The following is a 25,150-nucleotide window of genomic DNA, read 5'->3' as shown; positions in this document are numbered from 1 at the left end:
CTACTCCACGCCCTTTCCAGCCAAAATCGCCAGGGCCTCCGAAGCCTTAGCGCCATGGTGCACGATCGACATAAGCGCATTCGTCATGCCCGCTGGATTCGGATGCTGAATAACGTTGCGGCCATACACGATACCTGAGGCCCCCTGGTTCATCAGCTCGACCGTGCGGTTCACAATCTCTTCATCGCTTGCCCGGCCGCCGCCGCGAACAAGCACCGGAATGCCGGAAGCTACTTCAATGACACGGTGATATTCCGTCACATCATCACAAGGATCTGCTTTAATGACATCTGCGCCGAGCTCCACGCCTTGACGAACGAGCGACATGATTTTGTTAATATCGCCATCGACCATGTAACCGCCCTTCGCCTCATTCGGGAGCATGACAAGCGGCTCAACCATAAGCGGCATGCCGTACTTCTCGCATTCACTCTTCAGCAGTGAGATATTGCGAACGCACTGGTGATGCAGCTCCGGCTGTCCTGGAACCAGCAGCAGGTTCACACATACCGCAACGGCATCAAGCGCAACCGCCTTCTCAATCGCACGATCAATTAGCTCACTGAACAGAAACCGCGGCAGCTCTGTACCATAAATATTCGCCGCATCTGTACGCAGAACAAGTCCCGGCTTCTTCTTGCCCGGAACGCTCTGCAGCCACTTCGCCTGTCCGATGCTAAGCTGAATACAATCGGGATTCGCTTCCACAATTGTCTCGATCGCTTTCTGCATATTCTCAATTCCGGCTAAGAAGGAATACTCATTAAAGAATCCATGATCGACTGCAACATCAAAACATTTCCCCTGCTCACTAAACATCCGATTTAACCGTGGTGCCACTGCTGTCATTTGAATTCATCCCCTTACGTTCTGTTACAAGTGTAAACGGCTGTTGCGTCCTTTCGGCAAAAGCTTACGTTTCACGGAGACATTATAGAAATTTGTACAAATGAAACTTATAAATTCTATAATGCAAACAAATAATGTTCGTTTATAACATTATTCTATCGAACCCTCATTCTCCTGTCTATAAAATGTTACAAACAAACACTATCATTCATTCTCTCACTCCGCAGCAGCTAACAGCTCCACATGACTCTCTTTACATGCCGCGAGTAGCGACTCCTCTGGCTCCTGATCGCATACGATGCGATGCACCGTAGCAAGCGTCCCGAATGAGAACAGCTCCTTTGCTCCGAACTTCGTATGGTCGACAACGACATTTACCTCGGCAGCATGCGCAATTGCCATTCGCTTAATCTCCGCCTCATACATGTTCGAGTTGCTGAAGCCATGCTTTGCGCTCACGCCCGTCGCCCCCAGGAATATCCGGTCGAAAGCCATCCGCCCGATCGACTCTATCGTGCCTGGCCCAACAAGCGTCGAGGTCGTTTCGAGTGCCATCCCACCTGTCACAACCGTCGTAATCCGCTTCTCCAGCAGCTCGAGCGCAATGTTCAGTGCATTCGTCACAACGGTTATATTCATACCTGGCTTCAAATGGCGTGCCACATACAAGGTCGTCGTGCCGCCGTCGATGAAGATCGAATCATTCTCCTCCACAAGCGATGCTGCCGCCCGCCCGATCCGATTTTTCTCATCCGTCATAACGACGGAGCGGTCCTGCAGCGTCGCATCCTTCGATGCGAGAATTGCGCCACCGAAAGTCCGCTTCACATAACCGGCATGCTCCAGCTTCTCTAAGTCGCGCCGGATCGTCATTTCCGTCACGCCGAACGTCTCCTTCAGCCCTGCAACCTTCACTTCCCCCGCACTCTCCAGCATCGTCATCAGCTGCTGCTGCCGTTCATTCAAGTTCATCGTCATTGCTGCTCACTCCTACACAATCGTCAAATCCAATTCATATTCACGCGACTCGCCCGGCTCTAACATCACTAGAGTACCGCGCTCCTTCTCCGTCTCCATGCCTTCCACGCCGCAGTTGGACGGTTCAATACCTAATACATGAATCCCCGCGCCTGGCATCTTCCACTGCGAAAGCTTCGGCAGCGTATCCGAATTCCAGCTAAGCGTTAATGCAATAGGTGCAGACTGCCCCGCCGCAATCGGGAATTCCGGCTGGCGAATCGTAACTGATTGCCGCCCATCTGCTGCATGCTCCAGGTCATGGTAATAAACGCGCTCATGATATGGCGCTGCCGGTGCCGTCCATTTCTCATAACCTTCAACCGGCACACCCTCTACAATTGCTCGTACATTTCCCTTCGGGAATACAAGCTCAGTCTGCTCCGTTAGCAGCGGAAAGCCAAAGTTAAAATGATACAGTAACATATGCGGACATGCCTCAAAGCCGGCGTTCTCCACCACGTCGCGAATGGAGATCCGATTCTCTCCGAGTCTTGTCCGAATCTCACGTCTTAACCGCAGATGTCCGCCGAACATCGAAGATTCTTCGATAATGCCGGCAATTCGAATCTCGTACTCGTCTCCCGCCCAATAGCCTTCAGCGACAACCTGCTTGGCAGGCGTGTGATGCGCTCTGCCATGAAGACCGTAGCTCTTGCCTCCGCTGCTGCTCGGCGACCCCACGTTGATCAAGCCGCAAGTCATCAGCAAGCCGCCCGAAGCCGTTCTCAGCCAGCCCATATCTTTATCGTCATAATACGAAGGATGCACGTCACCGTTTGCCGATTGCCAGCTCACGGAATTACCAGAGAATGTCGCAGCGGACAGATCAAGTCCCTTGTCCGGCATGACATCGAATGCCAGCCCGGCTCCTGTCCGAACCGAGATCACAGATGATCCATTCTCATTGCCATCGGCTAATGTTAGCTTGCGAATGCCGCCAATCTGTTCAATCCGTCCGACGCGGGCTTCAATTTCCCTGCGTGCATAGTTTTTCCCATAGAGCTTCATTAGCCACTGCCCCCCTGTTTGAAACAAACATGGTTTGTTCTATCTTAACATGATTGTACTGGTTCACTGCGAATCTGTAAACTTGTCTCTAACGCAAAAAAGAGCGGCAATCTCTACATAGAGATTAACCGCCCTTCCTCGCATCATACGAACTGCTTAAGCGCCGCCGAACAACACATCAAACACTGGCTTGGTGTGACCGCCTGGATACATCAAGTAGAGCAGCACATAAACCGTAATTCCTGTAACAGCCGTGAATAACCATACAACAGAAGTTATACGCCCCCACTTGCGATGCTTTGCAAACCGGTTACGGAATGCAAGCGTCAGCGTCGTTAGACCAAACACCGCGCCTACCGTTGCAAGCACGATGTGGAAGAATAGAAACGTCAGATAGTACGGCTTCATCTCATCAGAGCCGCCCCAATCCGTGTTGCCGACGAATATCGTACGGCACATATAAATAATGAAGAACAGCAATGCCGCAACCGCACCGGCGAGCATTACTTTCTTATGCGCTTCAAGCTTGCGCTTGATCGCGAGACTCCAGCCAATCGCAACGAGAATGGCGCTAATGGCAATGAAGGAGGTGCTAATCGCAGGCAAAATATCATACAGTGACAAACATCATCCCGTCCATTCCTCTATAAATATGAATCGTTTCCGACTAATTGAACGCGCCATGCTCTGGCAACGGATCGTCAGAATCGGCATGCTCTCTCCTATACCAATGGAAGAAGACGTAGGCGAGAATAACACCATACATCACTTCTTGTACAAGCTTCATAATGATACCGCCAAGCTGCTGATCTTCAGCAGGAGACATGAGATTGAAGAAAGCTGGACCTTTAAAGGAAGCAAGTAGTGAAGCCGGATCACCGGAGACACAGTAGCCCATCGCCTTCGCCCAAACCTCTGGGTCATTATACGTAGCATACATCGGCGTATCGTTGAAAATAATAAGCGCACAAGCAGGCGTGAGCAGCATGCCGCTTGCGAAGATATAAGCCATTTTGCGTACATCGCTAAGTCGGTTCCATTCCGGGATCGGGCAAGTGATCTGCCACCACATCAAGAATGCTGTCGCTAATAGAACGAGATAGTAAATCCGATGTACTGCAAAATGAATCATCACGTAGTCATGCACGACTGGCAAATGATAGAGCGAGAACAATACATTAAATACAATTAGCGCAAAAATCGGATGCGTCGCCCAACTGAACCGTTTCCAGAATGGCGCGGAGAACATGGCCCTCCATAAAAACGCAGGGATACTGAACATAATGATCGGCGGTACCACTAAATATGAAACCGACATATCGATCATATGGAACGCAAACATAAGATGTCCAAGCAATTCAAAAGGCCCGCCCTGCACCAAATAGTAGAGCACCATCCCCGATACGAACAACGTCTTCTGAATCACGGTAACTGGCGGTGCCTCCGGTGCATGCTTTTCCTTCCAAGGTCCAGCTAAGTAGAAATAGAGTATGACTAATGCTGTCATAAAGAAGAAAAACCATGGGCTCCATAGCGCGTCAAAACTGAAATATTGCAATCCGAGCATAATGGTACCCCTTTCCACAAACACACTCATTTACAGCAAAAGAGGGGGCCAGCAAGGACCTCCCTCTCTTCAATTTAAGACTGTATTACCACCAAGCCCAGTAGGAGGCCATGATGACAATTGTGAATACGACGAATACTCCACCAAGAATACCTATGAGCGGGAATACATGTCCGCGATCTTTCATGTGCATCCAGAAGCCCATTTGAATGAAAACTTGAATGAGCGCCATCGCAACGAGCATGATGTAGATAAACGTAGTGTTAATTTCACCTGCAGCTACCATTGCGAACGCAATGATTGTCAGCAAGATCGAGAAAATAAACGCGATAATATGTTTCTTAGGACCTTCGTGCTTATGGCGTTTGTTCTCTTCGGCAGCAGAATGTTGTTGACCAGCCATTCGTTAGCCCACCTTTCCCATCAAGTAAACGACGGTGAAGATGAATACCCACACGACGTCGATAAAGTGCCAGTACATACCAGCCACATATATCTTAGGAGCAGTAACGACATTCAGACCTTTCTTGAACACTTGAGCGATCAAGATCGAGATCCAGAGTACCCCGAACAATACGTGGGCGCCGTGGAAGCCAACAAGTGTATAGAACGATGTACTGAATGCGCTAGTGGAGAACTTATGTCCTTCATGGACATAGTTAGTGAACTCATAAATCTCCAGGCCAAGGAACGCAAGACCGAAGATTACTGTAATGATCAGCCAGTTGATCATCGACTTCACGCGGTTCGTATGCATCGACTGAATCGCGAATACGCTCGTGAGCGAGGAAGTTAACAGGATGAACGTTGCAAGTGCTACAGTCGGAAGCTCGAACAGCTCATTCGCCGTCGGGTTACCGTCGCCAACTTGATGGCGGAGAGCGAGGAACGCTGAGAACAGCGTTCCGAACAATACCGTTTCACCACCAAGGAACAGCCAGAAACCAAGTACCTTATTACGACCCTCTAAAGTTGCTTTTTCCGGTTCGTGAGGGAGTTGTCCGTCTACGTGTGCGTGTCCGCTCATGCTTTAACCCCCTTATCCCCAAGAATTTCATCCGTTTCGATATGGAAGCCATGATCGTCAAATACAGAACGAAGGAACATACATGCAAGCGTAATTGCAAGGCCTAGCATGGCGATGATGTGATGGTGCAATATCCACGCCCATGCGCCTGTGCCATAATCACCTTTCGCATACATGAAGCCAAGACCTGCGATGAACAAGCCGATCGACATAAAGAACGGTAGAATCGAAGGTGAAGGCATATGAATTGGACCAAGCGGTTCAGCTGGAACCATTTCTTTCTTGCCTTCCATCTTTTCTTTCCAGAATGCATCATAACCGCGAACGAGCGGAGTTTGTGCAAAGTTGTACTCAGGTGCAGGAGAAGGAATTGACCACTCCAACGTACGACCATCTTCCCATGGATCGCCTGCAGCGTTGCGCGGTTTCATCGATGTTACTACGATGTTGATCAAGAATACGAGCGTACCAATACCCATCGTCATCGCACCGACTGTACTGATCATATTCAGGTTGTTAAAGCCCATACCGTCGAGGTATGTCCAAACACGGCGCGGCATACCCATCAAACCAAGGAAATGCTGTACGAAGAACGTCAAGTGGAAGCCGATAAAGAATGTCCAGAAGCTTATTTTGCCGAGTGTTTCATCCAGCATGCGACCGAACATTTTTGGCCACCAGTAGTAAAGACCAGCGAACAAGCCCAGAATCAGACCACCAACGATTACGTAGTGGAAGTGAGCAACGACGAAGTACGAATCGTGATACTGGAAGTCAGCAGGAGCTGCTGCAAGCATAACGCCCGTTACACCGCCCATTACGAACGTTGGAACGAAGCCGACAGCGAAGAGATTCGCTGTTGTGAAACGGATCGAACCGCCCCACATCGTGAACAGCCAGTTAAAGATCTTAATACCTGTTGGTACAGCGATCAACATCGTTGCAATGGAGAACAATGCGTTCGCAACTGGTCCAAGACCTGTCGTGAACATGTGATGCGCCCATACCATGAAGCCAAGGAAACCGATCAATACAGTTGCAAAGACCATGGAGCTGTAACCGAACAACCGCTTACGCGAGAACGTACTAATAACTTCGGAGATAACACCGAATGCCGGCAAGATGAGGATATAAACCTCAGGATGTCCGAAAATCCAGAAGATATGCTCCCATAGTACCGCGTTACCGCCATTAGTCGGTTCGAAGAAGTTCCCGCTGAACACACGGTCGAACATCATCGCTACCAAGCCAACAGTAAGTGCCGGGAAAGCGAACAAGATCAGAGCGGATGTGATAAACGCCGACCAAGTAAACATCGGCATACGCATGAAGCTCATACCAGGAGCACGCATGTTTATGATTGTAGCCAAGAAGTTAATACCACCGACCAGCGTACCGATACCGGCAATTTGAAGACCAATTACGTAGTAGTCAAGGCCGTGTGTCGAGCTGTACGTCGATGTCGAGAGCGGAGCGTATGCTGTCCAGCCCGCATCCGGCGCACCGCCGGCGAACCAGCTGACATTCAGCAGGACGCCGCCTGCGAAGAATGTCCAGAAGCCAATCGCATTAACGAACGGGAACGCTACGTCGCGTGCACCTATCTGCAAAGGTACGATCGCATTCATTAATGCGAAGATGATCGGCATCGCCGCAAGGAAGATCATTGTTGTACCGTGCATCGTCAACAATTCGTTGAACGTATGTGCCGCAACGAAATCGTTGAGCGGCTTCCACAGTTGAATCCGAATCAGGAGTGCTTCCAAACCGCCGACCAAGAAGAAGAATCCGCCTGACAGCAAGTACAGAATGCCGATTTTTTTATGGTCTACGGTAGTTAGCCAGTCCTTCAGACCGCTATACCGTTTCACCTTATGTCCGTGAGCCAAAGTAGGTACCTCCTTCATTCCATAAGTATTAATATTCTAGCTTCAAGCCTGCCAAGTACTTCGCGATGGCATCAATCTGATCGTCAGTCAGGTCAACCTTCGGCATGAGCGTGCCTGGTTTCACTTTTTGAGGATCCTTGATCCATCTCTTCAGGTTGTCCTCAACAGAGCCTTCGTTCTTATATTCCGGTTTGTCTGTATTCACGAGAATACCTGCAACAGCTTGACGGCTACCGATACCTGTCAGGTTCGGATACAGCTGTACGCCTTTGTCGCCGATCGCGTGGCAAGACAAGCATTGTTTATTGAGAAGGTCAGCAACCTGTTGGTTGTCCGGAAGCTGAACGGGGTTCTTCATTGCCGCTACCCAACGGTCAAAGGATGCACGGTCAACAACTTTAACTTTGAAATCCATCAAGGAGTGAGATGGTCCACAAAGCTCAGCACATTTACCGAGGTATACGCCTGTCTTAGGCGCTTCGAAGTACATGGTGTTCACGTTGCCGCCTGGGTTTGTATCTGTTTTACCAGCCAGCGAAGGAATCCAGAACGAGTGAAGCACGTCTGCTGTCTTCGCAGCAACCGAGATAACCGCATCATTCGGAATAATCAGCTCTTGTGCTGTCTTCACTCCCAGATTAGGGTATTCGAATTCCCACCAATATTGGTGAGCTGTTACGTGAATTTGAATGGCTTTCGAGTCATGTGTGTAGTCCTTCGCAAGTCCGAATACAGACTTAACTGTTGGCACACCAAGAATGATCAGAAGGACAATCGGGATAACTGTCCAAATAATCTCGAGTTTGTGGTTTCCTTCCACTTGTACAGGGATCGTCTTATCACCTGGACGACGGCGGAAACGAATAATAACGTATACTGCAATTGCAAACACAACCAGAACGACCAGAACCATGATCATGATCGTTAATTTCATTAGTCCAAACTGTTCTTCGGCTACCGGCCCTTGCGGTCTAAGTGTAGATAAGTCTGCTCGTCCACATGCTGACAGCAGCAACACCATTCCGACAAGAAGCGGCATAAGCCGTTTTAGAACGTGCCACCGATTCATCATCAATCAACCCCACTTTTTACGTTTTCGCAGCTGCCGTAATGATGGCGCAAAAAGCGGCTGTGCTGCGTGAAATCCAAGATGTTAGACAACTTCCGCAATCTAATCACTTTATTTAATATAAAGTTGGAGGTGCTATTTGTCAATCTTCCCAGCAGTGTTCACAAATTGTTCTCATACCAGTAAACTCGCCGTTTTTTTCGATTTTTCCACTTGCCATTCGATAGGTTGAAGCCTCCATGTCTATCCTACATTGTGTGCAAAAACCATGGTTCTTTATGTATTGAAACAGCATGCATATTTGCTTCTTTCGGGCCCATTCTAAACATAGGTTTATGAAAGGAGCTACCCTTAATGAAAAAGCGTGAAGCTTATCGTTCTTTTCTCATCCTGATTGCCTCAGTTACCGTGCTCGGACTCACTTTAAGCGGCTGTAATTATGAACGCCGTGTCCAGAACAGCACCTTCGACTATGGCACAAAGCAGAAAGGCGACCCGAAAATGCTTGGCAGCCGCATGTACGGCACAATGAGCGGATTGCCCGGACAGCATGATAACCACTGGTTTGAGTACAGCTCGCTTATTTCAAGCGATGTATCGAGCATTAACGGAGTAGCCGGCGCGCTTGTTTTTCTTACAGATAAGAATGCGTACATCGCGATTACGACAGACTGGACCGCAACCGGTACCCGGAAGAGCGGCGGCCCAAGAGAGCAGAACAATTCAGGCTCGACTCAGGGCGTATATAATGTAGAGAATGGTAGCCCGTATTGGAATAACCAGCGTATGGTTACACCATATAACTCTGCGCTTTCCATTAATGATCACAATCAGATCTCTGGCGAGCTGAAGCAGACAATCGCCGTTCATGTCCGCCGTCTGGCGCCTGCCGTACAGGAAGTGCACATCTCGGCGAACAAAGAATTCAACAACCATCTCATTCAATACGCTCAGGAAGCGTGGGCCGGACATTCCCTTACGCCTTGGTTCTCTTCCTTTAATAAGCTTGTTAAACATCAGTTTGCTGGCGGTGACGAAGTTCCAGAACCACTTAACGTTCAGCAGCAGCGTGCTAAAAATCACACATAAAGTATAGGCTGAAGCGCAAGATTGGCGCTTCAGCCTTTTTCTTCATTTAATACATATCAACTCGTTAGTGTAAAAACCAGGAAATATGTCACAGTTTTTTATAGATTTGCCATTCCCTCCGTAGTATAATTCTCCTCGTCCGTATTAACCTCATATTAAGGAGTGTTTTAGTGAGTACATCATCATCCATTGTTCGCAGTTTTTTCGCAGCCGTAATAGCCGTTGCACTATTACTCAATGTAAGCCCCACTCAAGTGAAGGCGATGGAGGACATTGGCGATTCTTTGAGCACAGCCGTATCCATCCAAACCAATTCCGTTATGACGAGTACGCTAACCACGTACAATGATGTCGATTACTACAAGTTCGTGCTCGATAAACCAGGCCAAGTTACGATCTCGATGAAAAATGTCAGTGGTGTTACATGGTATTATCAACTCTTCGACGCAGAGGGGAACAGCTACGATTGGTACAAGTCAACAACAGGCAGCGAGCTTGCTAAAGGTTACTCTGAAACACCGGTTGGATTGTCAGCAGGTACATATTATCTCAAAGTAAGCAGCAATTCATATTCGTCAAATGAGCCCTACGAATTCCAGCTAAAGTTCGTTTCTGGCGATACGTATGAACAAGAACGGAATAACAAACTGACAGCGGCAACATCCATAGCTCTCAATAAGAAGTATTCCAGCATGCTGCAATACTATGGAGATGTTGACTTTTATAAATTCACTACGCCAAAGGACGGACTTATTTCTATTAAAATTCCTAACCTGAGCGGCAGCCGTTGGTACTATCAGTTAGTGGATGCAGATGGCAACCCAATGGCATGGTACGATTCCACAGATAACAGCGAGCTCGCTAAAGGTGATACTGTAACTCAAGTCGGACTACCAGCTGGAGAGTATTATTTGAAGGTCTATGGTGATAGTTATGATTATTCCACAGTTGATGTTCCTTATAATTTCACTGTAGCTTACAATGAAGGTACCACCTATGAGAAAGAGAACAACAACACACTGAGCTCCGCGACAACGATTGCTCTAAATAAAGATTACACAGCACAGCTTCAATATTATAATGACACAGACTACTACAAGCTGCATCTGGATAAGAGCGGCCGGGTTGGTATCTCCCTTCGCAATATTAGCGGCAAGAGATGGTATTACCAGCTTTATGACGGTTCAGGTAATGCATATAGTTGGAGCGGATATACCGACAATAGTCAACTCGCTAAGGGCAACAGCGTTACTTATATCGGTCTTCCTGCCGGTGATTATTATCTACGGGTTTATGCTGACTCTTACTCATACGGAGAAGCAAAAGCGACATACTATTTAGCTGTAAATTACAAACAAGGCACTGAAAACGAATTAGAGTCGAATGATCAACTTTCCACAGCAACGAACGCTAATATGAACAAAGCTTATGAAGGCGCATTGCAGACAAATAGCGATTCAGACTACTATGCTTTCCGAGTTTCAGTGAAGGCAGCCATCCGGCCACAGCTCCTTGTTGCAGCTGAACTATCACATAGTTATTATGTTCAACTTTATGATGGTCGCGGCAATTCCATAAATGTGGATTTGAAACAACCGATTGTAGTACAGCCAGGGGTATACTACGTCCGAGTTTCGGGGGATACCTATACTTACGCTACAAGCGGAGTTCCATATAAACTTCAGCTAATCGCTGCTGCATTGCCACTGAAGACGACACAAGTTCAAATCGCTAATCGTAAAGGATCAGCAGACTCTGTAACAGTGAATGGCCTTAACAAGGGCGATATCATTAAAGTTTACAACAGCAAAGGCTCACTGCTTGCAACTTCTCAACCAGTTGCACAAGGCAAGAAGTCAACAGTGATTAGCGTGAAACAGCTTGGAGCAAATGCAAGCTATGTATACGTAACCGTGAAACCAGCTGCACTCGCTGAGAGCGCGAAGACGAAGATTTCCTATACCAAAGAGAAATAATTCATACACATTCGGGCAGACTTTAACCATTGCATTAAAGGGTGGATAAAGCTTCTGCCCTTTTTCAATAACTGACGCTTGACAATTGGTTCAAATTCATTTATCTTTAAGTTAAGATATTTGATATTGAGATTACAGCAAGCGAGGTGAGCGGAAGATGAGTGAACAGATCGAACAGCAAACAAACAACGAACTTCAATTATTCGTCGTTCTGTCCCGGGCAAGTCAGTGGGTCACCGCCCACGTCCATCAAGATATTCGCAAGCATGGCCTCAATCCGACTGAGTTCGCTGTCCTCGAGCTTCTCTATCATAAGGGCGAGCAGCCGCTTCAGCAGATCGGCGAGAAGATCTTAATGACTAGCGGTAATATTACCTACGTTATCGACAAGCTTGCTGGCAAAGGATTAGCTCAGCGGAAGGCGTGCCCTACAGACCGTAGAGTGATCTTCGCGGCGATTACAGCAGAAGGCACAGCCCTTCTCGATTCCGTCTTTCCGCTTCATAAAGAAGCAATCGGCAAAGCCGTGAGCGGATTAACTGAAGAGGAACGCACGCAAGCGATTCATCTCCTGAAGAAGCTCGGCATTGCCGCACAGAGCAGCTTCACTTAGTCGATCAGACTGGTGCGCTGACTTCCTTTAATCAAATATCTTAACTTTAAGAAATCAAACTATTAATTATATATGAAGGAGAAATGTCATCATGAGTATCGCATTAGGATTATTAATTATTCGCGTTGTTGTTGGGTTAACATTTGCAGGTCACGGGGTACAGAAGCTGTTCGGATGGTTAGGCGGGTATGGGCTCAAGGGAACCGGCAGCTGGATGGATTCCATCGGATTGAAGCCCGGCGTATTGATCGCATTATTAGCAGGATTGGCTGAATTGGCTGGAGGTCTTCTGTTCGTCCTCGGTTTTTGGATGGTCCCGGCAGCGGTGCTGCTCGTACTGACGATGCTTGGCGCAATTATTTCGGTACATCGTAAGAATGGCTTCTGGGTTACACAGAACGGTATGGAATACAACGTTATCTTGATCGCAGTGGCAATCGGGCTTGCGCTGATCGGCGCAGGCGAGTATGCAATCGGTTAATACTTTAATGAATAGATGCAAATACCAAACTACAATTATTAGGAGGAATTTATGATGATACAAACACTCGTATACGGACCAACGATGCAAGCAACAGGCGCTTTTGACGGTGGCAAAATTACGGAGCAAAAGCCAATCGGCTTCCCTGGTGAGGGCTCAGTAGTGAAACGTGTGAGCACCCTATTCTACTGGGCATGGGCACATTCGAAGAATGAAGGCTATATCCCGCTTCACCCGCACCAAGCGTTCGAGATCATGACATATGTCGTAGCAGGCAAAGCTGAGCATGGCGATACGCTCGGAACGAAGAGCAGCATTGGCGCAGGCGGCGTACAGCTCATGCAGACCGGCTCTGGCGTCAGCCATGAAGAGCGTTTCGTCGGTCCTGACATGGAAGGCTTCCAAATTTGGTTCGAGCCATCCGTCCAGGAAGCGGTGAAAACAAAACCAACGTACAACCAATATGAGCATGAAGAGTTCCCAATCGCTAAGGGAGAAGGCTTCACGAAAAAAACGGTGATGGGCTACGGTTCACCGATCTCCATCGTAGCTGATGCACAAATGTGGGATGTTGAGCTCGAGGCTGGCGCGACATTCAACCAAGCCATTGAAGCTGGACGCACGCTTACTGCCCTTGCGATCCGAGGCGACGGCTCGTGGACCTATGCTTCGCAAGCTGGCAAGGACACAACATTCAATCACAAAGACTTCATCGTAGCGAGAGCCGACCAAGCCGAAGAAGCGATCATCACCGCAACCGGCGATACGCCGCTTCGCCTCATCCTGATTGATGTACCGTCCACAGTGGACTATCCGCTCTATCCGAAACGTTAATAACACAAAGGGGATTGCCCCCGCGAGCAGATGCCGCGGTGGAGCAATCCCCTTCTTCTATTAATGTGCTGCTTTCGCTTTGTCCGCCTCGCCTGCATTGCGAGTTGCCGCTTCGCGATCCTCCATCATCTCTTCGACCGATTTGGTCTTGAGGCGTGCAGCTCCACGGTAATCGTCGCGCGTCGGGATAAGGTTGCCGCTAGCAAGCCGCTGCTTTGCCTCTTCAATTGACGCGCTGTATTGCGGCAGCCATTTCTCCTGCGCAACGAGCAGCTCATCGACCATCTGCCAAATTTCTTTCGGATTGCACACCGCGCCGACGAGCGGATCCATCATCATCGCTTGGCGGAGCAGCTTATCATCCCCGCGAACAGCCGCTTCGACTGCAAGCCGCTGCACGGAAATGCTTACGTTACATACCGCTGCGGGGCCGAGCGGCAGGTCGCCGACAACCGGCATGTTGATGCCATTCGCATCGACATAACCCGGCGCTTCTATGATTGCATCATTCGGCAGGTTCGTAATGACGCCGCTGTTCACCACGTTGAAATGTCCACGATATAGACGGCCTGTTTCTAAGCCTTCTATTATATATGAGCCGTGTTCCTCTGAGCGTTTATCCGCCGAGTACACATATGGATCGCCTTTCATCCAGTTCGGGAAGTCGGTTTCGAACCAGTGACGCCCCTCTGTACATACGCGCAAGTAGCCGCCCGTCTCGCCATTGATCCAGACGCCCATATCGATCCAATCATTGATCTCATCCGCACGTTTGCGGTACCAAGGTACATATTCGCTCAGATGGCCATTGGATTCTGTGGAATAGTAGCCGAATCTGCGAAGCATATCGATGCGTACTTTCTCGGTCTTACTGTACTCCGGATGCTTCTCGAATGCCTCCAGCAGCTCGCCTGTCTTGTCGACCCCGTTGTGTTTGATCGACACATACCAAGTCTGATGGTTGATGCCCGCGCAGATGATATCGACTTCCTTCTTCTCAAGGCCGAACGCATTCGCGATTTGATGATGGCCTCCTTGCACGCCGTGGCACAGACCGATCGTACGAACGCCGCCGTACTTATTGCATGCCCATGTGAGCATCGCCATCGGATTCGCATAGTTGAGCAGCAGCACATTCGGGTCCGCCATCTCGCGGATGTCTTTGCAAATATCGAGCATCGCTGATATGCCGCGCTGTCCGTACATAATCCCGCCGGCGCAAAGCGTATCGCCTACACACTGATCGACGCCGTATTTGAGCGGAATGTCCACATCATGCTGGAACGCTTCAAGTCCGCCGATCCGTACGACGCACAGGACATACTTCGCACCGCGAAGCGCTTCTCTACGGTCAGTCGTCGGCTCTATGGTGATGTTCAGCCCATTCTCATTAATATCCCGTTGGCATAGCTGCGTAACCATTTCGAGGTTATGCGCGTTAATGTCCGTGAATGCAATCTCAATATTGCGGAACTCCGGCACAGCCAGCAAATCCCTCAGCAGTCCGCGAGTAAACCCGATACTTCCTGCTCCAATAAAGGTCACTTTAAACGACAATCGAAACCCCTCCTACATCAATAATATTGGGGAACCAGCTTGATTCATCATCATTATTGTAGCAGGAGTCCGGATGAAGGCGTTACCACATTTCCAACCGCTTTGCTTTCCTAATGTCAACTATTGCAACCTGAATCGTTATCCATGCCGACGAATTTCAATGGATTTGCGGTACGTAGCAGGCGACAACCCGGTTACTTTCTTGAACAGCATGCTGAAATATTGCCGGCTGTTAAGCCCAATATAATCGGCGATATCGATAATAGGGATGTCCGTGCGGGCAAGGAGCATTTTCGCCTTCTCGACCCGGAGTTCAGCCAAATATTCAGTTATCGTCATGTGCATCGTCGCCTTGAATATCCGCTGAAGATATACCGGATGCAAGCTGACAGCCGCAGCAATATCCTTCACTTGAATCTCGCAATCATAATTTTGATGCATATACTCCGCTGCTTTACGCACATAGCGCTGATTGAGCGAAGCCGCTGCCGCCTGATCCGCCGGCTCTTCTGCTGCAAGTCTCGCAACGCGAACAAGCAGCTGCGATATTAAGAGATGCGTCATACTGTCGTTGTAAGAACCTGAACCGCTAGTGTCCAGCTCCATAACGATGCTTTTTAGAATATGATGGATATCGCTCGGGTCGCGCAGGACGATGGAGTTCTGATGCCGTTCCAGCAACTGGGACAACGGTGCATTGCTCTCCGCCAGCTGCTTCATCGAGGGATAGATACCGTCGCAAGCTGTAAACGTGAACTCGACGTTGAGCATCCGGCACGGGCTGTCCTTCTCCACGATTAAGTTGTGCGGAACGCCGGCATCGAGCAGAATGAGATCGCCTTTACGCATCGCCGTCGCTCCTGCTTCCGTCTCCACGACACAGGTGCCAGAGATGACATACATGAACTCAATCGCATCATGCGAATGAACGTCCATATGAAAATCTATCCACTGCTTAAAGTAGTACGCGACAATATGAGGGCGGTAATCGCCCCCATCGCGCCATAACGGATCGTACAAATTGTATTTGCGCTCCAGCACCGGCAGCCCACTCCCCTCTTACCTACTGCTCATGCACTCCTTCACGCTTCACATTTCTCCTGCGAAGCAGAACGAACAAGGCGCTTACAATGACACCTGCGATGACCCCGACCGCGAGATCATGGGTAACTACAACCGCTGCAACGGTGACGAGCATGACAATTGTTTCCGCAGCCGGTACTTTATGAAGCTGAAAGACGGATTTCCAATCGAAAATCGCAACGCATACCATGAGCATAATGCCAACGAGCGCCGCCATCGGAATAAGCGACAGCAGATCGCCCAGCACCACGACGAGCAGTAGCAGGAACAACGCTGCCACGAGCATAGACAGCCGGTTTCGACCGCCCATCTTCACATTGAGTACGGATTCCGCCACAAGCGCACAGCCTGCCATCCCCCCGAAGAAACCGGCAATGAAGTTGGCGATACCTTGACCGCGCATTTCTTTGTTCTTATCTGTCTTCTCGCCCGTCATCTCATCCAGCAGATTCTGTGTCAGCATCGTCTCGGTGAAACCGACGACCGCAAGCGAGAGGGAGTACGGCAATATAATGAAGAAAGTGTCCCAGGAGATGGGTAAGTCCGGCAACAGGAATGACGGTAGCGAAGCATCAATCGCCGCAATATCGCCAATACGCGTCACATCGCCAAGGCCGAATACCCAGACCAAGAGCGTCAGTACTGCAACAGCTGCGAGCGGTGAAGGTACGGCTTTGAAATACCGCGGCAATACATAAATAATGAGCAGTGCCGCCGCAACAAGCACATACATCATCCAGGAGCCATCTGTTAAATAGCGAAGCTGCGATAGAAAGATCATGATCGCCAGCGCATTCACGAAGCCCGTTAGAACAGGCTGCGGCACGTAGTTTACGAGCTTGCCAAGCTTAAACACACCCATCAAATATTGAATAATTCCGGTCAATACCGTTGCTGCGAACAGATACGCAATGCCATGTTCTTTCACCAGCGTAAGCATCAGTACCGACATCGAGCCAGCTGCTGCCGAGATCATCCCCGGTCTTCCGCCTAAGAACGTAATGACGAGCAAAATACAAATCGTCGCATAAATGCCTACCTGCGGCGGCACGCCAGCCATAAACGAGAACGCCAATGAATCCGGGATAAGCGCCAGCGTAGCCGTCATACCTGCCAGCACATTCGCTCTCATATCCGTCGTCCACTGGTCTCGCCAACTTCCATTACCTATCAATTCATCCACCTCATATTGCTTATAATTGCTGTCTTCTCTTGCGGGTTGCTGCATTCTATCGGTAAGCATAACCCCTCATTTAACGGCAGGTCAACGGATTTTTCATGGCTCTTCTTTGGCGGCTGTTCTACTAAATCTCATCTTAACTTCATCTAGCTCCTATATAATGAAGCTAAGTGAACAGGAAAGTAGGTGTACGTCATTCTATGAAACAGAAGAAGTGGCGAAAATGGAAAATCGGCGCTGTTGCCACCCTCGGGATCTTGCTTCTGTTCCAAGAGGTACGAACGAGCCAAACCTTCAAGGAGGCGTATGCCGAGCAGGCGCCACAATCCCCTCCTTCGGTAATGGATGATGCGAATGTGCCAGATACGGTCATGAATGATGATGACATCAATAGCTACTTCAGCGATGACAATAACAGCGATTCCGACAGCGGCGGATATGATGATAGGTTCAATGATAATCAAGGCAGTGATGACGCAGGTTCGTTTGGGGGCGGAGACGTGTCGTCCCAATCGAGACATACGCGAACGGAGCGCTCATAACGGATACGTGAGTGAGGAGGATGATCGCGGGTGAATACGACGCTGCATCAATTCCGTACAACGGCGATGAATACGCAAATTGAATTAAAGTTTGCCACAGAGCAGGGAGCCAGGGTGCGCGGCATAGCCAGATTCGCAGAGGACTGGTTCCAGAAGACGGAGCTGCGCTTCACCCGCTTCCGCGAGGTAAGCGAGCTGAGCCGATTGAACCAGCGCATCGGAGAGCGATGCATGCTTTCGGATGCAATGCTGGAGGTGCTGTTGCTAGCGGAGCTTTATCGCAGCGAGACAGGCGGGATATTCGATCCGTGTATGCTGGGTGCGATTGAGACTTGCGGCTATGACCGTTCATTCGAGCAATTGGCATCTCGTCTCACTGCGGCGACAGGGACAACGAAGCTAGCTTCTGTGACAATGAATACGAATGCGGCTCACCCTCAAACAGGAGTTCAGTCAGCTATGGATATTGATCCCGGCATGAAATCCGTCTTGCTGCACGCCCCGCTCGACTTAGGCGGCATCGTCAAAGCTTGGTCCGTTCAGCGGCTAGCGAGCTATATGATGAGGAAGCTTGCCGTTACGCAAGGGATAATCAACGCCGGCGGGGACCTCGCCGTCTGGGGTGCGCCTGAGTCCGATCCCTGGCTTGTGGCGATTGAGCATCCGTGGCAGCAAGGAGAGGATATTGGCGTACTTGCGCTCTGTGATGGCGCGGCAGCTACATCGAGCAAGCTCGGAAGACGCTGGACGATCGGCGGCAATGAGAAGCATCATCTGCTGGATCCGCGAACATTGCAGCCAAGCCGCAGCGATGTCGAACAATGTACGGTGACAGGCCCGGATGCTGTCACTTGCGAGATTTGGGCGAAAACGATATGCATTCTTGGTGCTTCCGAAGGGATTGAACGGTTCAAGAACAAGACGAAGCATTATGAAGCGCTGTTGTTCGGCGTGGACCGGCGCGTCCATTACTGCGGCAGCCGATCCTCCTTCGAGTCAGCTTCCAAATGGCGCGGTGTCTCGATTGATCAAGCCCATTGGCGCACACAGACATAGATGAGAGGTGAGATCTACCTATGATTTCATATATCGTGGACTTGCCAACATGGCCGATAATTCGTACGCTTGGCATCGCATCTTACGTGATGCTCACGCTCGGCATCTGCCTCGGCATTCTATATAGCTTTCCCCAGTGGTCGCGGGAGAGCAAGGCGGATATTTATAAGCTGCACAGCTTTTTAACCATTAGCGGAACCGTTGTCGGTCTCTTACACGGCGTATTCACCGTCATTGATACCTATATGCCGTTCTCATGGCGCGAGCTCCTTGTACCTTTTACCGCTCGGAATCATCCTGTTCTGAACGGGCTCGGTATTCTTGCAGCATACGGCATGCTCATTGTCATACTGACGACCGATCTGCGAAATAAGCTGAAAAAGAAGCTCTGGTTCCTTATCCATCTATCCTCATACCCGATCTTCGTCATGGCCTTTATCCACGGCTACTTCCTCGGAACGGATACTCAGCTTCCAGTCATCCGGCTCGGATACATCGTCACCGCTGCTACTGTGCTGCTCTTAACGATTGCCCGCGCCTTCATTCGCCGCTTTTCGCCGAAGAAGAGCAAGGCGCAGACGGCGAGCCGCAGCAGAAGCGCTTAATCCATATATAAAGAGAAAAGGACCTTCATTATGAGAAGGTCCTTTCTTGAAGCGCCAATTGACGAGCGCTGGATGCATACTACCGAATCCGATATTCATCAAAGTACCGTGGAATAATGGTCGTCGAAGCTCCAGGCTGCTCCGGCAGCTTATAGTAACCGTCAACGACAGTAGCCGGCTCTTCGAAGATATGCCGAATCCATGGGATGTACTCCAGCATGATCGCGTTCTGCGTCGATGCAACCAAATGCTGATGAATTTGACCCATGTCGCCGACATGCGGACAGATCGGCAAGTCATACGCCGCAGCGAGTCCCGCCACTTGCAGCCATTCGGTTACGCCGCCTACACGTGTAACGTCAACCTGCACATATTCAACAGCGCCTTGATGGATGTAATCCCGGAAAGCATACTTGTTGTAAACATGCTCGCCAAGTGCGATCGGCACGTTCAGCGCATCCGCCAGTTTGCGATGCCCCGCAATATCATCCGGGTTAAGCGGCTCTTCGAGCCACATCAGATCAAACTGCTCCAGCTTCTTGCCCCACGTCATCGCAGTTGTAATATTCCACTGCTGATTAACGTCGATCATGAGGCCGATGTCATCGCCGATTGCCTTGCGCACAGCTTGCACACGGTCGAAATCTTCGCGCGGATCCGGTTTGCCGACTTTCATCTTTACTGCAGTGAAGCCTTGATCCACGATGGACGTAATGTCTGAGATTAAGCGCTCTTTGCTCCAATTCAGCCATCCGCCGTTCGTATTGTACGCTTTAATCTTCTCAGGCTTATGTCCGCCAAGATATTGCCAGAGCGGCTTATTCGCAGCCTTCGAGACGATATCCCACAGCGCAATATCAACAGCCGCAAGCGCCATATGCGTTATGCCGGCACGGCCAATCCAGTGCATCGGGCCAAACCGCAGATCATCCCAAATTTGCTTGATCATCGTCGGATCTTTGCCAACGAGCGCAGGGGCATAGTACCGATCAATGGTATCGGCAATCATCTCATCGCCCTTGGCGGTCGTTCCAGTATAGCCGTATCCGGTAATGCCTTCATCCGTTTCAATACGGACGCCGGTTACACCCCAGTGTGTCGCTACATTGATCGCGTCCGTAATCGGCGGCGTAATCGGAACATGTAGTATAAAGCTCTTTGCGCTCGTAATCTTCATAAAGTAGGTTCTCCCTCCACAATCACTGCTCTGTATATGCTTCTTATTTCAACGAAGACAAGAATTCAACGGTTTTCGAATCGGACTGATAAGCAGATGTATCGAAAGGCGTCGTCATCGCATCTTGTGCGACTTTCAGATAGCCGTCGAGGTCCAGCTTCTTAAAGCCGTCCAAATATGCCTGCCAATCTTTATCTACCGATTTGTTGCCGAGAATGAACTGTGCCGTCCACTGCTTCATGTACTGCTCGATATTTGTTTTGAGCAGCGCGAATTTCTGGTTCTGTGCATCCTCCATATAGATCGCGCCTGGGTACACTTCTTTCGGCTGGTGTCCTGCGTAATTCTTCATCGTTTCAAGAAGCAGCAGTGATTCCAGACCATCTGCAGTGAATGGAGATGTTGCTTTAACGAAGCCATTTCTCCACGTCATATCTTGGAATACAGGGCCCATTTGGTTCCAGCCTTCGTTCTGCTTCGCACCGGCGGAATAGAATTTATCAGACTGTGTAATGAACAGCGCCTGTTCGCCGCCCAGACCTTTAACGCCATTCTCCGCTTTCGTCCAATACTTGCCTTCTGGACCGTAGTTCATCATCTGTGTGCCTTCAGGTGTGTAGATAAAGTTCACGAGCTTCATCAGCCTTACGATTGACTCTTCCGATGCTTTGTTCGTAATTGCGAAGGAGAGGGATCTTGGGCTGTTGCCGCTGAATGCTGCGTATTGCACGCCATCTGGACCTTTAAGAGGCGGAATTGTTACCCAGTTCTTATAATTCGGGCCGTTCATATCTAAGAAAGCACCGCTGTAAAGTGATGGAACAACACCGACTTTGCCTTGTGCAGCCAGCTGCTTCACAATATCGCCCTTCTGGCTAAGTGACTGCTTATCAATCAATCCTTTGTCATACAAGGTGTTTAGGTAAGCAAGACCTTTCTTCCAGCCATCGAGCGTTGGCGCATACGACACCTTACCGTCTTGCACATCAAAGTAGTCGGAAGCGTTATCATAAGTGAATGCATTCATCAGGAACGGAATGACATCATAGCCATCCGAAGAACCGGAGTATCCGGTAACGCCGTTGTCCTTGAAGACTTGCATCACATGCTCGAAATCTTCTGTTGTCGCTGGCATCTGCAAATTGAATTTGTCCAGCAGGCTCTTATCGATCCAAGCCTTGTTCGCCCAGAAGCAGTGCCAGCATGTGTTGTAGTTAGGCAAGCCATAGATATTGCCGTCTGGAGCTGTAATCGCCGACTTCAAGCCTGGAGCGCTTTCAATTGCTTTCGTCAGATTCGGCGCATATTCATCGATATATTTGTTAAGCGGTACGAAAATACCTTGCTTCGAGTACTTCAAGATATCAGAAGGCGAGAAGTTCGCGCTCCAGAATACATCCGGATAATCACCGCTTGAGAGCAGCAGGGACTGCTTCGTCGCCGCATCGCTCGAAGGCGCGATGTTGAACGAAATATCCAGCTTATAGTTTTCTTTGACATAGCTCGTGAACCAGTTCGTTTTCAAATCTACGATATCGCCACCAGGTACCGCGAAGAAGGAAACATCTACAACTTTGTCCTGATCGACTGCAGCACCGGCATTTCCTGAATTCGAATTCGTTGAAGCCGTGTCATTCGACGCCGTGTTTCCGCTATTATTGTTGCTGTTATTGGAAGAACAAGCAGAAACCATTAATAAGATGCTGATAAGTGCCGTAACTACAATTAGTTTAGTAATACGCAACATGAACACCCCTCCTGAATTGTCTCAAACACCACTTACATGAATGGATGAAGCCACTTGCCGCTAAGCTAAAGCTAAAGCTAACGCTCTATTTTCAGACGGTGGACTATTCCTTGATTGCCCCGACCATCACCCCCTGCACGAAATACTTTTGAATAAACGGATATAGAATGAGAACGGGAATGCTCGAAATGACGATGACCGAGTACTTCAACAGCGTCTTCATATCTTCAAAATGCTTCAGCTGCTCCGCGCTAAGCGACATCGAACTCGTATCCACATTGTTGACGACTAGAATCTCCCGAAGCACGAGCTGCAATGGATACTTGCCGGCATCATTGAGGAAGATCAGCGCATTAAAGTAAGAGTTCCAGTTGCCGACGGCCGACCATAGAAACAGCACGGCGATAACCGGCTTTGATAGAAACAGAACGACTCTTACCAGAAATCCAGCGTCCGTGCAGCCGTCGATTTGCGCTGCTTCGTACAGATCGTTCGGAATGGAGGACTGGAAGAACGTCTTCGCGACAATGACCGAGAAGATGCTTAGCGCCCCTGGGAGAATCATCGCCCATGCCGTACCAAGCAAATGCAAATTACGAACGACCAAGTAATACGGGATAAGTCCTCCGCTAAACAGCATCGCAAACAGCAGGAGCCAGACGAAAATATTTCGGCCGACGAACGTCTTTCGCGAGATCGGGTACGCCATCATGATGGTAAGCGCGACACTGAGTGTCGAACCGGCGCCGGTATAGAAGATGGAGTTCAAGTAACCGGTCCAAATTTGCTTGTACTTGAACACCGCCGAGTAACCGTACCACGTTGGCTCCACTGGCAAGAACCATACTTTACCGCCCATGACGGCGGAGGAGGAGCTAAAGGAAGAGCTGATGATAAAGATAATCGGGTAAGCGACGGCAATTGTAACAAGGCCCAGAACCACATATACAATCGTTAGGAGTAGTCGATCTTCCCAGGATTCTCGAATGCGAATAGCTTGGTTCACTTGGAGTCCCCTTTCACTAGAACAAGCTGGAGTCGGAATATCGTTTGGCTAGCAGGTTGGTGGTGAAGATCAGGATGAAGCCGACAATGGAATTGAATAAGCCGACCGCAACCGCAAAGCTGAAGTTCGTGTTCACGAGTCCGATCTTATACACGTAAGTCGAGATCACTTCAGAGGTTTCCATATTGATCATATTTTGCAGCAGGAACACTTTCTCGAAGCCTACGCTGAGCAAACCGCCTACAGAGAGAATGAGAAGAACGATGATGGTCGGGCGAATAGCCGGCAAGTCGATATGTAAGATCCTCTGCAGTCTGGATGCACCGTCAATCTTGGATGCCTCATGCTGCTCCGGGTTAATGTTGGCGAGCGAGGCTAGATAAATAACGGCGCCATATCCCGTTTCCTGCCAAACACCTGACCAAACATAAAGGGATGAGAACGCCTTCGGTTGGCCCAAAATATCATAAGCTTGATCAATCCCGAAAAGATGAGCGAATTGCCCGTAAATGCCGGTGCTAGGTGAGAGAACGATGTTGAGGATACCGACGAGGACAACTGTAGAGATAAAATAGGGCGCATAGGTAGTCATTTGAACGACCTTCTTAAACCGCTGGCTCGGCACCTCATTCATTGCAAGCGCCAGAAGAATGGCTGCAGGCGTCCCAATCAGCAGCGCATAGACACTAAGGAGCAGTGTATTGCGAATGACCGGCCAGAAGAACGGAGAAGTGAAGAACATGTTAAACTGCTTGCCGCCTACCCAAGGGCTTCCCCAGATGCCTTTGACAGGACTAAATTCTTTAAACGCGATTTGGACACCGAGCATCGGAACATAGTTAAACGTGATTAGAAAGATCGTCGGCAGCAGCACAATGAGATAAAGCTGCCAGTGTCTGAGTATTCTTCGTTTCAGACGAGCTGTATCCGGTTTGACCATCCCGGCATTTCCCTCCCCTTCGATGAAAGCGCTCTTATTTTGTCAAGAAATAAAATATCATACACGATTTATAATGTAAACATGTATTCCCAAAAAAACAGATGGGGCATTTAGCACTATTTGAAATTTGCTACGAGCCTCTCATACGAGTTCTGCAGGTGCAAACGCATCGCTTTCACTGCTTCTTCCGTATTGTCTGCGAGCAAATAATTGACGATGCTCCGATGCTCTTCTTTCTCTGCTTCCAGATCAATCTTGTAGTGATGCAAATTCAAATAGCGATGAATCCGTTCAATTAGCGATGAAACCATCTGCTGGAGATTGAAATTATCTGCATAGATCAATAGCGTCCCATGTAGTCCCTCGTTCATTTGCAGGACTTCCTTTTCCTCGTTCTGCTCATCCACTGCGACTTCGTTGATGCCATCAAGCGCATTCAAAATTTGCTGCAGACGCGCTTTCGTAATACGCGGTGCCGATTTACGAATAGCAAGCTCCTCCAGCTGAATACGAATTTCGAATATCTCATCAATATCCTTCAAGCTCATCTGAGCAACGAACATGCCTTTAAACGGAATAACCGTCACGAAGCCATCAGAGGCCAATCGGAATAACGACTCGCGGATTGGAATGTTGCTGACCCCTAACTCTCTCGCCAGCTTATCTATATTGATTTTCTCACCTGCAGGCATAACGTGGGATAAGATTTGCTGCTTTAATAGGGCGTATAACTCGTCAGTTAGTACATAACGACTTAGCTGCTTCTTGGACATCCCTGATCATCCTATCTTCGTTGTGGAGTGCGTTCATGTCCAATTGTATATCATGTATGATT

At 49.2% G+C, this 25,150-nt stretch carries 25 protein-coding genes; 8 read left to right on the top strand and 17 right to left on the bottom strand.

Going from position 1 to position 25,150, the window contains the following annotated elements; all coding sequences use genetic code 11:
* The 9 genes from BMY11_RS20135 to coxB form a co-directional block, all read right to left on the bottom strand.
* On the bottom strand, positions 1–849 hold the full coding sequence (locus BMY11_RS20135) for a class I fructose-bisphosphate aldolase (protein ID WP_090580302.1): 849 nt from the start codon (positions 847–849) through the stop codon (positions 1–3).
* 216 nt (positions 850–1,065) lie between these two features.
* Positions 1,066–1,827 (bottom strand): DeoR/GlpR family DNA-binding transcription regulator, encoded by a 762-nt coding sequence (locus BMY11_RS20130; protein WP_090580297.1) that lies wholly within the window; start codon positions 1,825–1,827, stop codon positions 1,066–1,068.
* A 12-nt stretch (positions 1,828–1,839) separates the two neighbouring features.
* Positions 1,840–2,877: an aldose 1-epimerase family protein gene (locus BMY11_RS20125; RefSeq protein ID WP_090580294.1), complete on the bottom strand. Its 1,038-nt coding sequence runs from the start codon at positions 2,875–2,877 to the stop codon at positions 1,840–1,842.
* A 156-nt stretch (positions 2,878–3,033) separates the two neighbouring features.
* Complete coding sequence (locus BMY11_RS20120) at positions 3,034–3,501, bottom strand: DUF420 domain-containing protein (RefSeq protein ID WP_090580292.1); 468 nt, start codon at positions 3,499–3,501, stop codon at positions 3,034–3,036.
* A gap of 43 nt (positions 3,502–3,544) precedes the next feature.
* Positions 3,545–4,444 carry a cytochrome c oxidase assembly factor CtaG gene (gene ctaG, locus BMY11_RS20115; protein WP_090580289.1) on the bottom strand — a complete coding sequence of 300 codons (900 nt, stop codon included), beginning with the start codon at positions 4,442–4,444 and terminating at the stop codon, positions 3,545–3,547.
* 85 nt (positions 4,445–4,529) lie between these two features.
* Positions 4,530–4,847 (bottom strand): cytochrome C oxidase subunit IV family protein, encoded by a 318-nt coding sequence (locus BMY11_RS20110; RefSeq protein WP_090580286.1) that lies wholly within the window; start codon positions 4,845–4,847, stop codon positions 4,530–4,532.
* Positions 4,848–4,850: 3 nt separating this feature from the next.
* Positions 4,851–5,471, bottom strand: coding sequence for a cytochrome (ubi)quinol oxidase subunit III (locus BMY11_RS20105; protein ID WP_090580284.1), 621 nt, complete (start codon positions 5,469–5,471; stop codon positions 4,851–4,853).
* Complete coding sequence (gene ctaD / locus BMY11_RS20100; RefSeq protein ID WP_090580281.1) at positions 5,468–7,378, bottom strand: cytochrome c oxidase subunit I; 1,911 nt, start codon at positions 7,376–7,378, stop codon at positions 5,468–5,470. The genes BMY11_RS20105 and ctaD overlap by 4 nt, the downstream gene beginning before the upstream one ends.
* A gap of 10 nt (positions 7,379–7,388) precedes the next feature.
* Positions 7,389–8,432 (bottom strand): cytochrome c oxidase subunit II, encoded by a 1,044-nt coding sequence (coxB, locus tag BMY11_RS20095; RefSeq protein ID WP_090580278.1) that lies wholly within the window; start codon positions 8,430–8,432, stop codon positions 7,389–7,391.
* A gap of 351 nt (positions 8,433–8,783) precedes the next feature.
* Here coxB and BMY11_RS20090 point away from each other — a divergent pair, with 351 nt between their 5' ends.
* The 5 genes from BMY11_RS20090 (at position 8,784) to BMY11_RS20070 (ending at position 13,422) form a co-directional block, all read left to right on the top strand.
* Entirely contained in the window at positions 8,784–9,518 is a 735-nt protein-coding gene (locus tag BMY11_RS20090; RefSeq protein WP_090580276.1) for a hypothetical protein, read from the top strand.
* A gap of 170 nt (positions 9,519–9,688) precedes the next feature.
* Entirely contained in the window at positions 9,689–11,494 is a 1,806-nt protein-coding gene (locus BMY11_RS20085) for a PPC domain-containing protein (RefSeq protein WP_143069317.1), read from the top strand.
* A gap of 157 nt (positions 11,495–11,651) precedes the next feature.
* Positions 11,652–12,107, top strand: a complete 456-nt coding sequence (locus BMY11_RS20080) for a MarR family winged helix-turn-helix transcriptional regulator (protein WP_090580271.1) — start codon at positions 11,652–11,654, stop codon at positions 12,105–12,107.
* Positions 12,108–12,198: 91 nt separating this feature from the next.
* Positions 12,199–12,588, top strand: a complete 390-nt coding sequence (locus BMY11_RS20075; protein ID WP_090580268.1) for a DoxX family protein — start codon at positions 12,199–12,201, stop codon at positions 12,586–12,588.
* Between the two features lie 57 nt (positions 12,589–12,645).
* Positions 12,646–13,422 (top strand): pirin family protein, encoded by a 777-nt coding sequence (locus BMY11_RS20070; RefSeq protein ID WP_090580678.1) that lies wholly within the window; start codon positions 12,646–12,648, stop codon positions 13,420–13,422.
* 60 nt (positions 13,423–13,482) lie between these two features.
* Here BMY11_RS20070 and BMY11_RS20065 read toward each other — a convergent pair whose 3' ends face one another.
* From BMY11_RS20065 to BMY11_RS20055, 3 genes are all read right to left on the bottom strand, one after another.
* Positions 13,483–14,979, bottom strand: coding sequence for an alpha-glucosidase/alpha-galactosidase (locus BMY11_RS20065; RefSeq protein WP_090580265.1), 1,497 nt, complete (start codon positions 14,977–14,979; stop codon positions 13,483–13,485).
* Between the two features lie 138 nt (positions 14,980–15,117).
* Complete coding sequence (locus tag BMY11_RS20060; RefSeq protein ID WP_256217665.1) at positions 15,118–16,020, bottom strand: AraC family transcriptional regulator; 903 nt, start codon at positions 16,018–16,020, stop codon at positions 15,118–15,120.
* Positions 16,021–16,042: 22 nt separating this feature from the next.
* Positions 16,043–17,305, bottom strand: a complete 1,263-nt coding sequence (locus BMY11_RS20055) for a SulP family inorganic anion transporter (RefSeq protein ID WP_256217664.1) — start codon at positions 17,303–17,305, stop codon at positions 16,043–16,045.
* Between the two features lie 137 nt (positions 17,306–17,442).
* Between BMY11_RS20055 and BMY11_RS20050 the strand changes: the two genes are divergently transcribed.
* The 3 genes from BMY11_RS20050 to BMY11_RS20040 are packed head-to-tail and all read left to right on the top strand — an operon-like array spanning position 17,443 to position 19,445.
* Positions 17,443–17,784, top strand: a complete 342-nt coding sequence (locus BMY11_RS20050) for a hypothetical protein (RefSeq protein WP_090580262.1) — start codon at positions 17,443–17,445, stop codon at positions 17,782–17,784.
* Between the two features lie 30 nt (positions 17,785–17,814).
* Positions 17,815–18,840 (top strand): FAD:protein FMN transferase, encoded by a 1,026-nt coding sequence (locus tag BMY11_RS20045; protein WP_090580259.1) that lies wholly within the window; start codon positions 17,815–17,817, stop codon positions 18,838–18,840.
* A gap of 20 nt (positions 18,841–18,860) precedes the next feature.
* On the top strand, positions 18,861–19,445 hold the full coding sequence (locus tag BMY11_RS20040) for a ferric reductase-like transmembrane domain-containing protein (protein WP_090580256.1): 585 nt from the start codon (positions 18,861–18,863) through the stop codon (positions 19,443–19,445).
* A 79-nt stretch (positions 19,446–19,524) separates the two neighbouring features.
* Here the strand turns inward: BMY11_RS20040 and BMY11_RS20035 are convergent, their stop codons facing one another.
* The 5 genes from BMY11_RS20035 to BMY11_RS20015 form a co-directional block, all read right to left on the bottom strand.
* Positions 19,525–20,622 carry a mandelate racemase/muconate lactonizing enzyme family protein gene (locus tag BMY11_RS20035; RefSeq protein WP_090580253.1) on the bottom strand — a complete coding sequence of 366 codons (1,098 nt, stop codon included), beginning with the start codon at positions 20,620–20,622 and terminating at the stop codon, positions 19,525–19,527.
* Positions 20,623–20,665: 43 nt separating this feature from the next.
* Complete coding sequence (locus BMY11_RS20030) at positions 20,666–22,369, bottom strand: type 2 periplasmic-binding domain-containing protein (RefSeq protein ID WP_090580250.1); 1,704 nt, start codon at positions 22,367–22,369, stop codon at positions 20,666–20,668.
* A gap of 103 nt (positions 22,370–22,472) precedes the next feature.
* The gene (locus BMY11_RS20025; protein WP_090580247.1) at positions 22,473–23,375 is read right to left on the bottom strand and encodes a carbohydrate ABC transporter permease; all 903 of its coding nucleotides are present in this window, start codon (positions 23,373–23,375) and stop codon (positions 22,473–22,475) included.
* A 16-nt stretch (positions 23,376–23,391) separates the two neighbouring features.
* Positions 23,392–24,315: an ABC transporter permease gene (locus BMY11_RS20020; protein ID WP_090580244.1), complete on the bottom strand. Its 924-nt coding sequence runs from the start codon at positions 24,313–24,315 to the stop codon at positions 23,392–23,394.
* A 116-nt stretch (positions 24,316–24,431) separates the two neighbouring features.
* Positions 24,432–25,088 carry a GntR family transcriptional regulator gene (locus tag BMY11_RS20015; protein ID WP_090580241.1) on the bottom strand — a complete coding sequence of 219 codons (657 nt, stop codon included), beginning with the start codon at positions 25,086–25,088 and terminating at the stop codon, positions 24,432–24,434.
* Between the last annotated feature and the right edge of the window lie 62 nt (positions 25,089–25,150).

The organism is Paenibacillus sp. OV219, assembly GCF_900110075.1.
In the GTDB taxonomy this organism is placed as follows: Bacteria; Bacillota; Bacilli; order Paenibacillales; family Paenibacillaceae; genus Paenibacillus_Z.
Note: the sequence above shows the minus strand (reverse complement) of the source record. Positions and strands in the feature narration are given on the sequence as shown.

What these genes read in the sequence shown, in the direction of transcription:
- BMY11_RS20135 (WP_090580302.1), bottom strand. Translation starts at nt 849, where the DNA reads ATGACAGCAGTGGCACCACGGTTAAATCGGATGTTTAGTGAGCAGGGG.
- BMY11_RS20130 (WP_090580297.1), bottom strand. Translation starts at nt 1,827, where the DNA reads ATGACGATGAACTTGAATGAACGGCAGCAGCAGCTGATGACGATGCTG.
- BMY11_RS20125 (WP_090580294.1), bottom strand. Translation starts at nt 2,877, where the DNA reads ATGAAGCTCTATGGGAAAAACTATGCACGCAGGGAAATTGAAGCCCGC.
- ctaG (WP_090580289.1), bottom strand. Translation starts at nt 4,444, where the DNA reads ATGCTCGGATTGCAATATTTCAGTTTTGACGCGCTATGGAGCCCATGG.
- BMY11_RS20110 (WP_090580286.1), bottom strand. Translation starts at nt 4,847, where the DNA reads ATGGCTGGTCAACAACATTCTGCTGCCGAAGAGAACAAACGCCATAAG.
- BMY11_RS20105 (WP_090580284.1), bottom strand. Translation starts at nt 5,471, where the DNA reads ATGAGCGGACACGCACACGTAGACGGACAACTCCCTCACGAACCGGAA.
- ctaD (WP_090580281.1), bottom strand. Translation starts at nt 7,378, where the DNA reads ATGAAGGAGGTACCTACTTTGGCTCACGGACATAAGGTGAAACGGTAT.
- coxB (WP_090580278.1), bottom strand. Translation starts at nt 8,432, where the DNA reads ATGATGAATCGGTGGCACGTTCTAAAACGGCTTATGCCGCTTCTTGTC.
- BMY11_RS20090 (WP_090580276.1), top strand. Translation starts at nt 8,784, where the DNA reads ATGAAAAAGCGTGAAGCTTATCGTTCTTTTCTCATCCTGATTGCCTCA.
- BMY11_RS20080 (WP_090580271.1), top strand. Translation starts at nt 11,652, where the DNA reads ATGAGTGAACAGATCGAACAGCAAACAAACAACGAACTTCAATTATTC.
- BMY11_RS20075 (WP_090580268.1), top strand. Translation starts at nt 12,199, where the DNA reads ATGAGTATCGCATTAGGATTATTAATTATTCGCGTTGTTGTTGGGTTA.
- BMY11_RS20055 (WP_256217664.1), bottom strand. Translation starts at nt 17,305, where the DNA reads ATGCTTACCGATAGAATGCAGCAACCCGCAAGAGAAGACAGCAATTAT.
- BMY11_RS20050 (WP_090580262.1), top strand. Translation starts at nt 17,443, where the DNA reads ATGAAACAGAAGAAGTGGCGAAAATGGAAAATCGGCGCTGTTGCCACC.
- BMY11_RS20040 (WP_090580256.1), top strand. Translation starts at nt 18,861, where the DNA reads ATGATTTCATATATCGTGGACTTGCCAACATGGCCGATAATTCGTACG.
- BMY11_RS20035 (WP_090580253.1), bottom strand. Translation starts at nt 20,622, where the DNA reads ATGAAGATTACGAGCGCAAAGAGCTTTATACTACATGTTCCGATTACG.
- BMY11_RS20030 (WP_090580250.1), bottom strand. Translation starts at nt 22,369, where the DNA reads ATGTTGCGTATTACTAAACTAATTGTAGTTACGGCACTTATCAGCATC.
- BMY11_RS20020 (WP_090580244.1), bottom strand. Translation starts at nt 24,315, where the DNA reads ATGGTCAAACCGGATACAGCTCGTCTGAAACGAAGAATACTCAGACAC.
- BMY11_RS20015 (WP_090580241.1), bottom strand. Translation starts at nt 25,088, where the DNA reads ATGTCCAAGAAGCAGCTAAGTCGTTATGTACTAACTGACGAGTTATAC.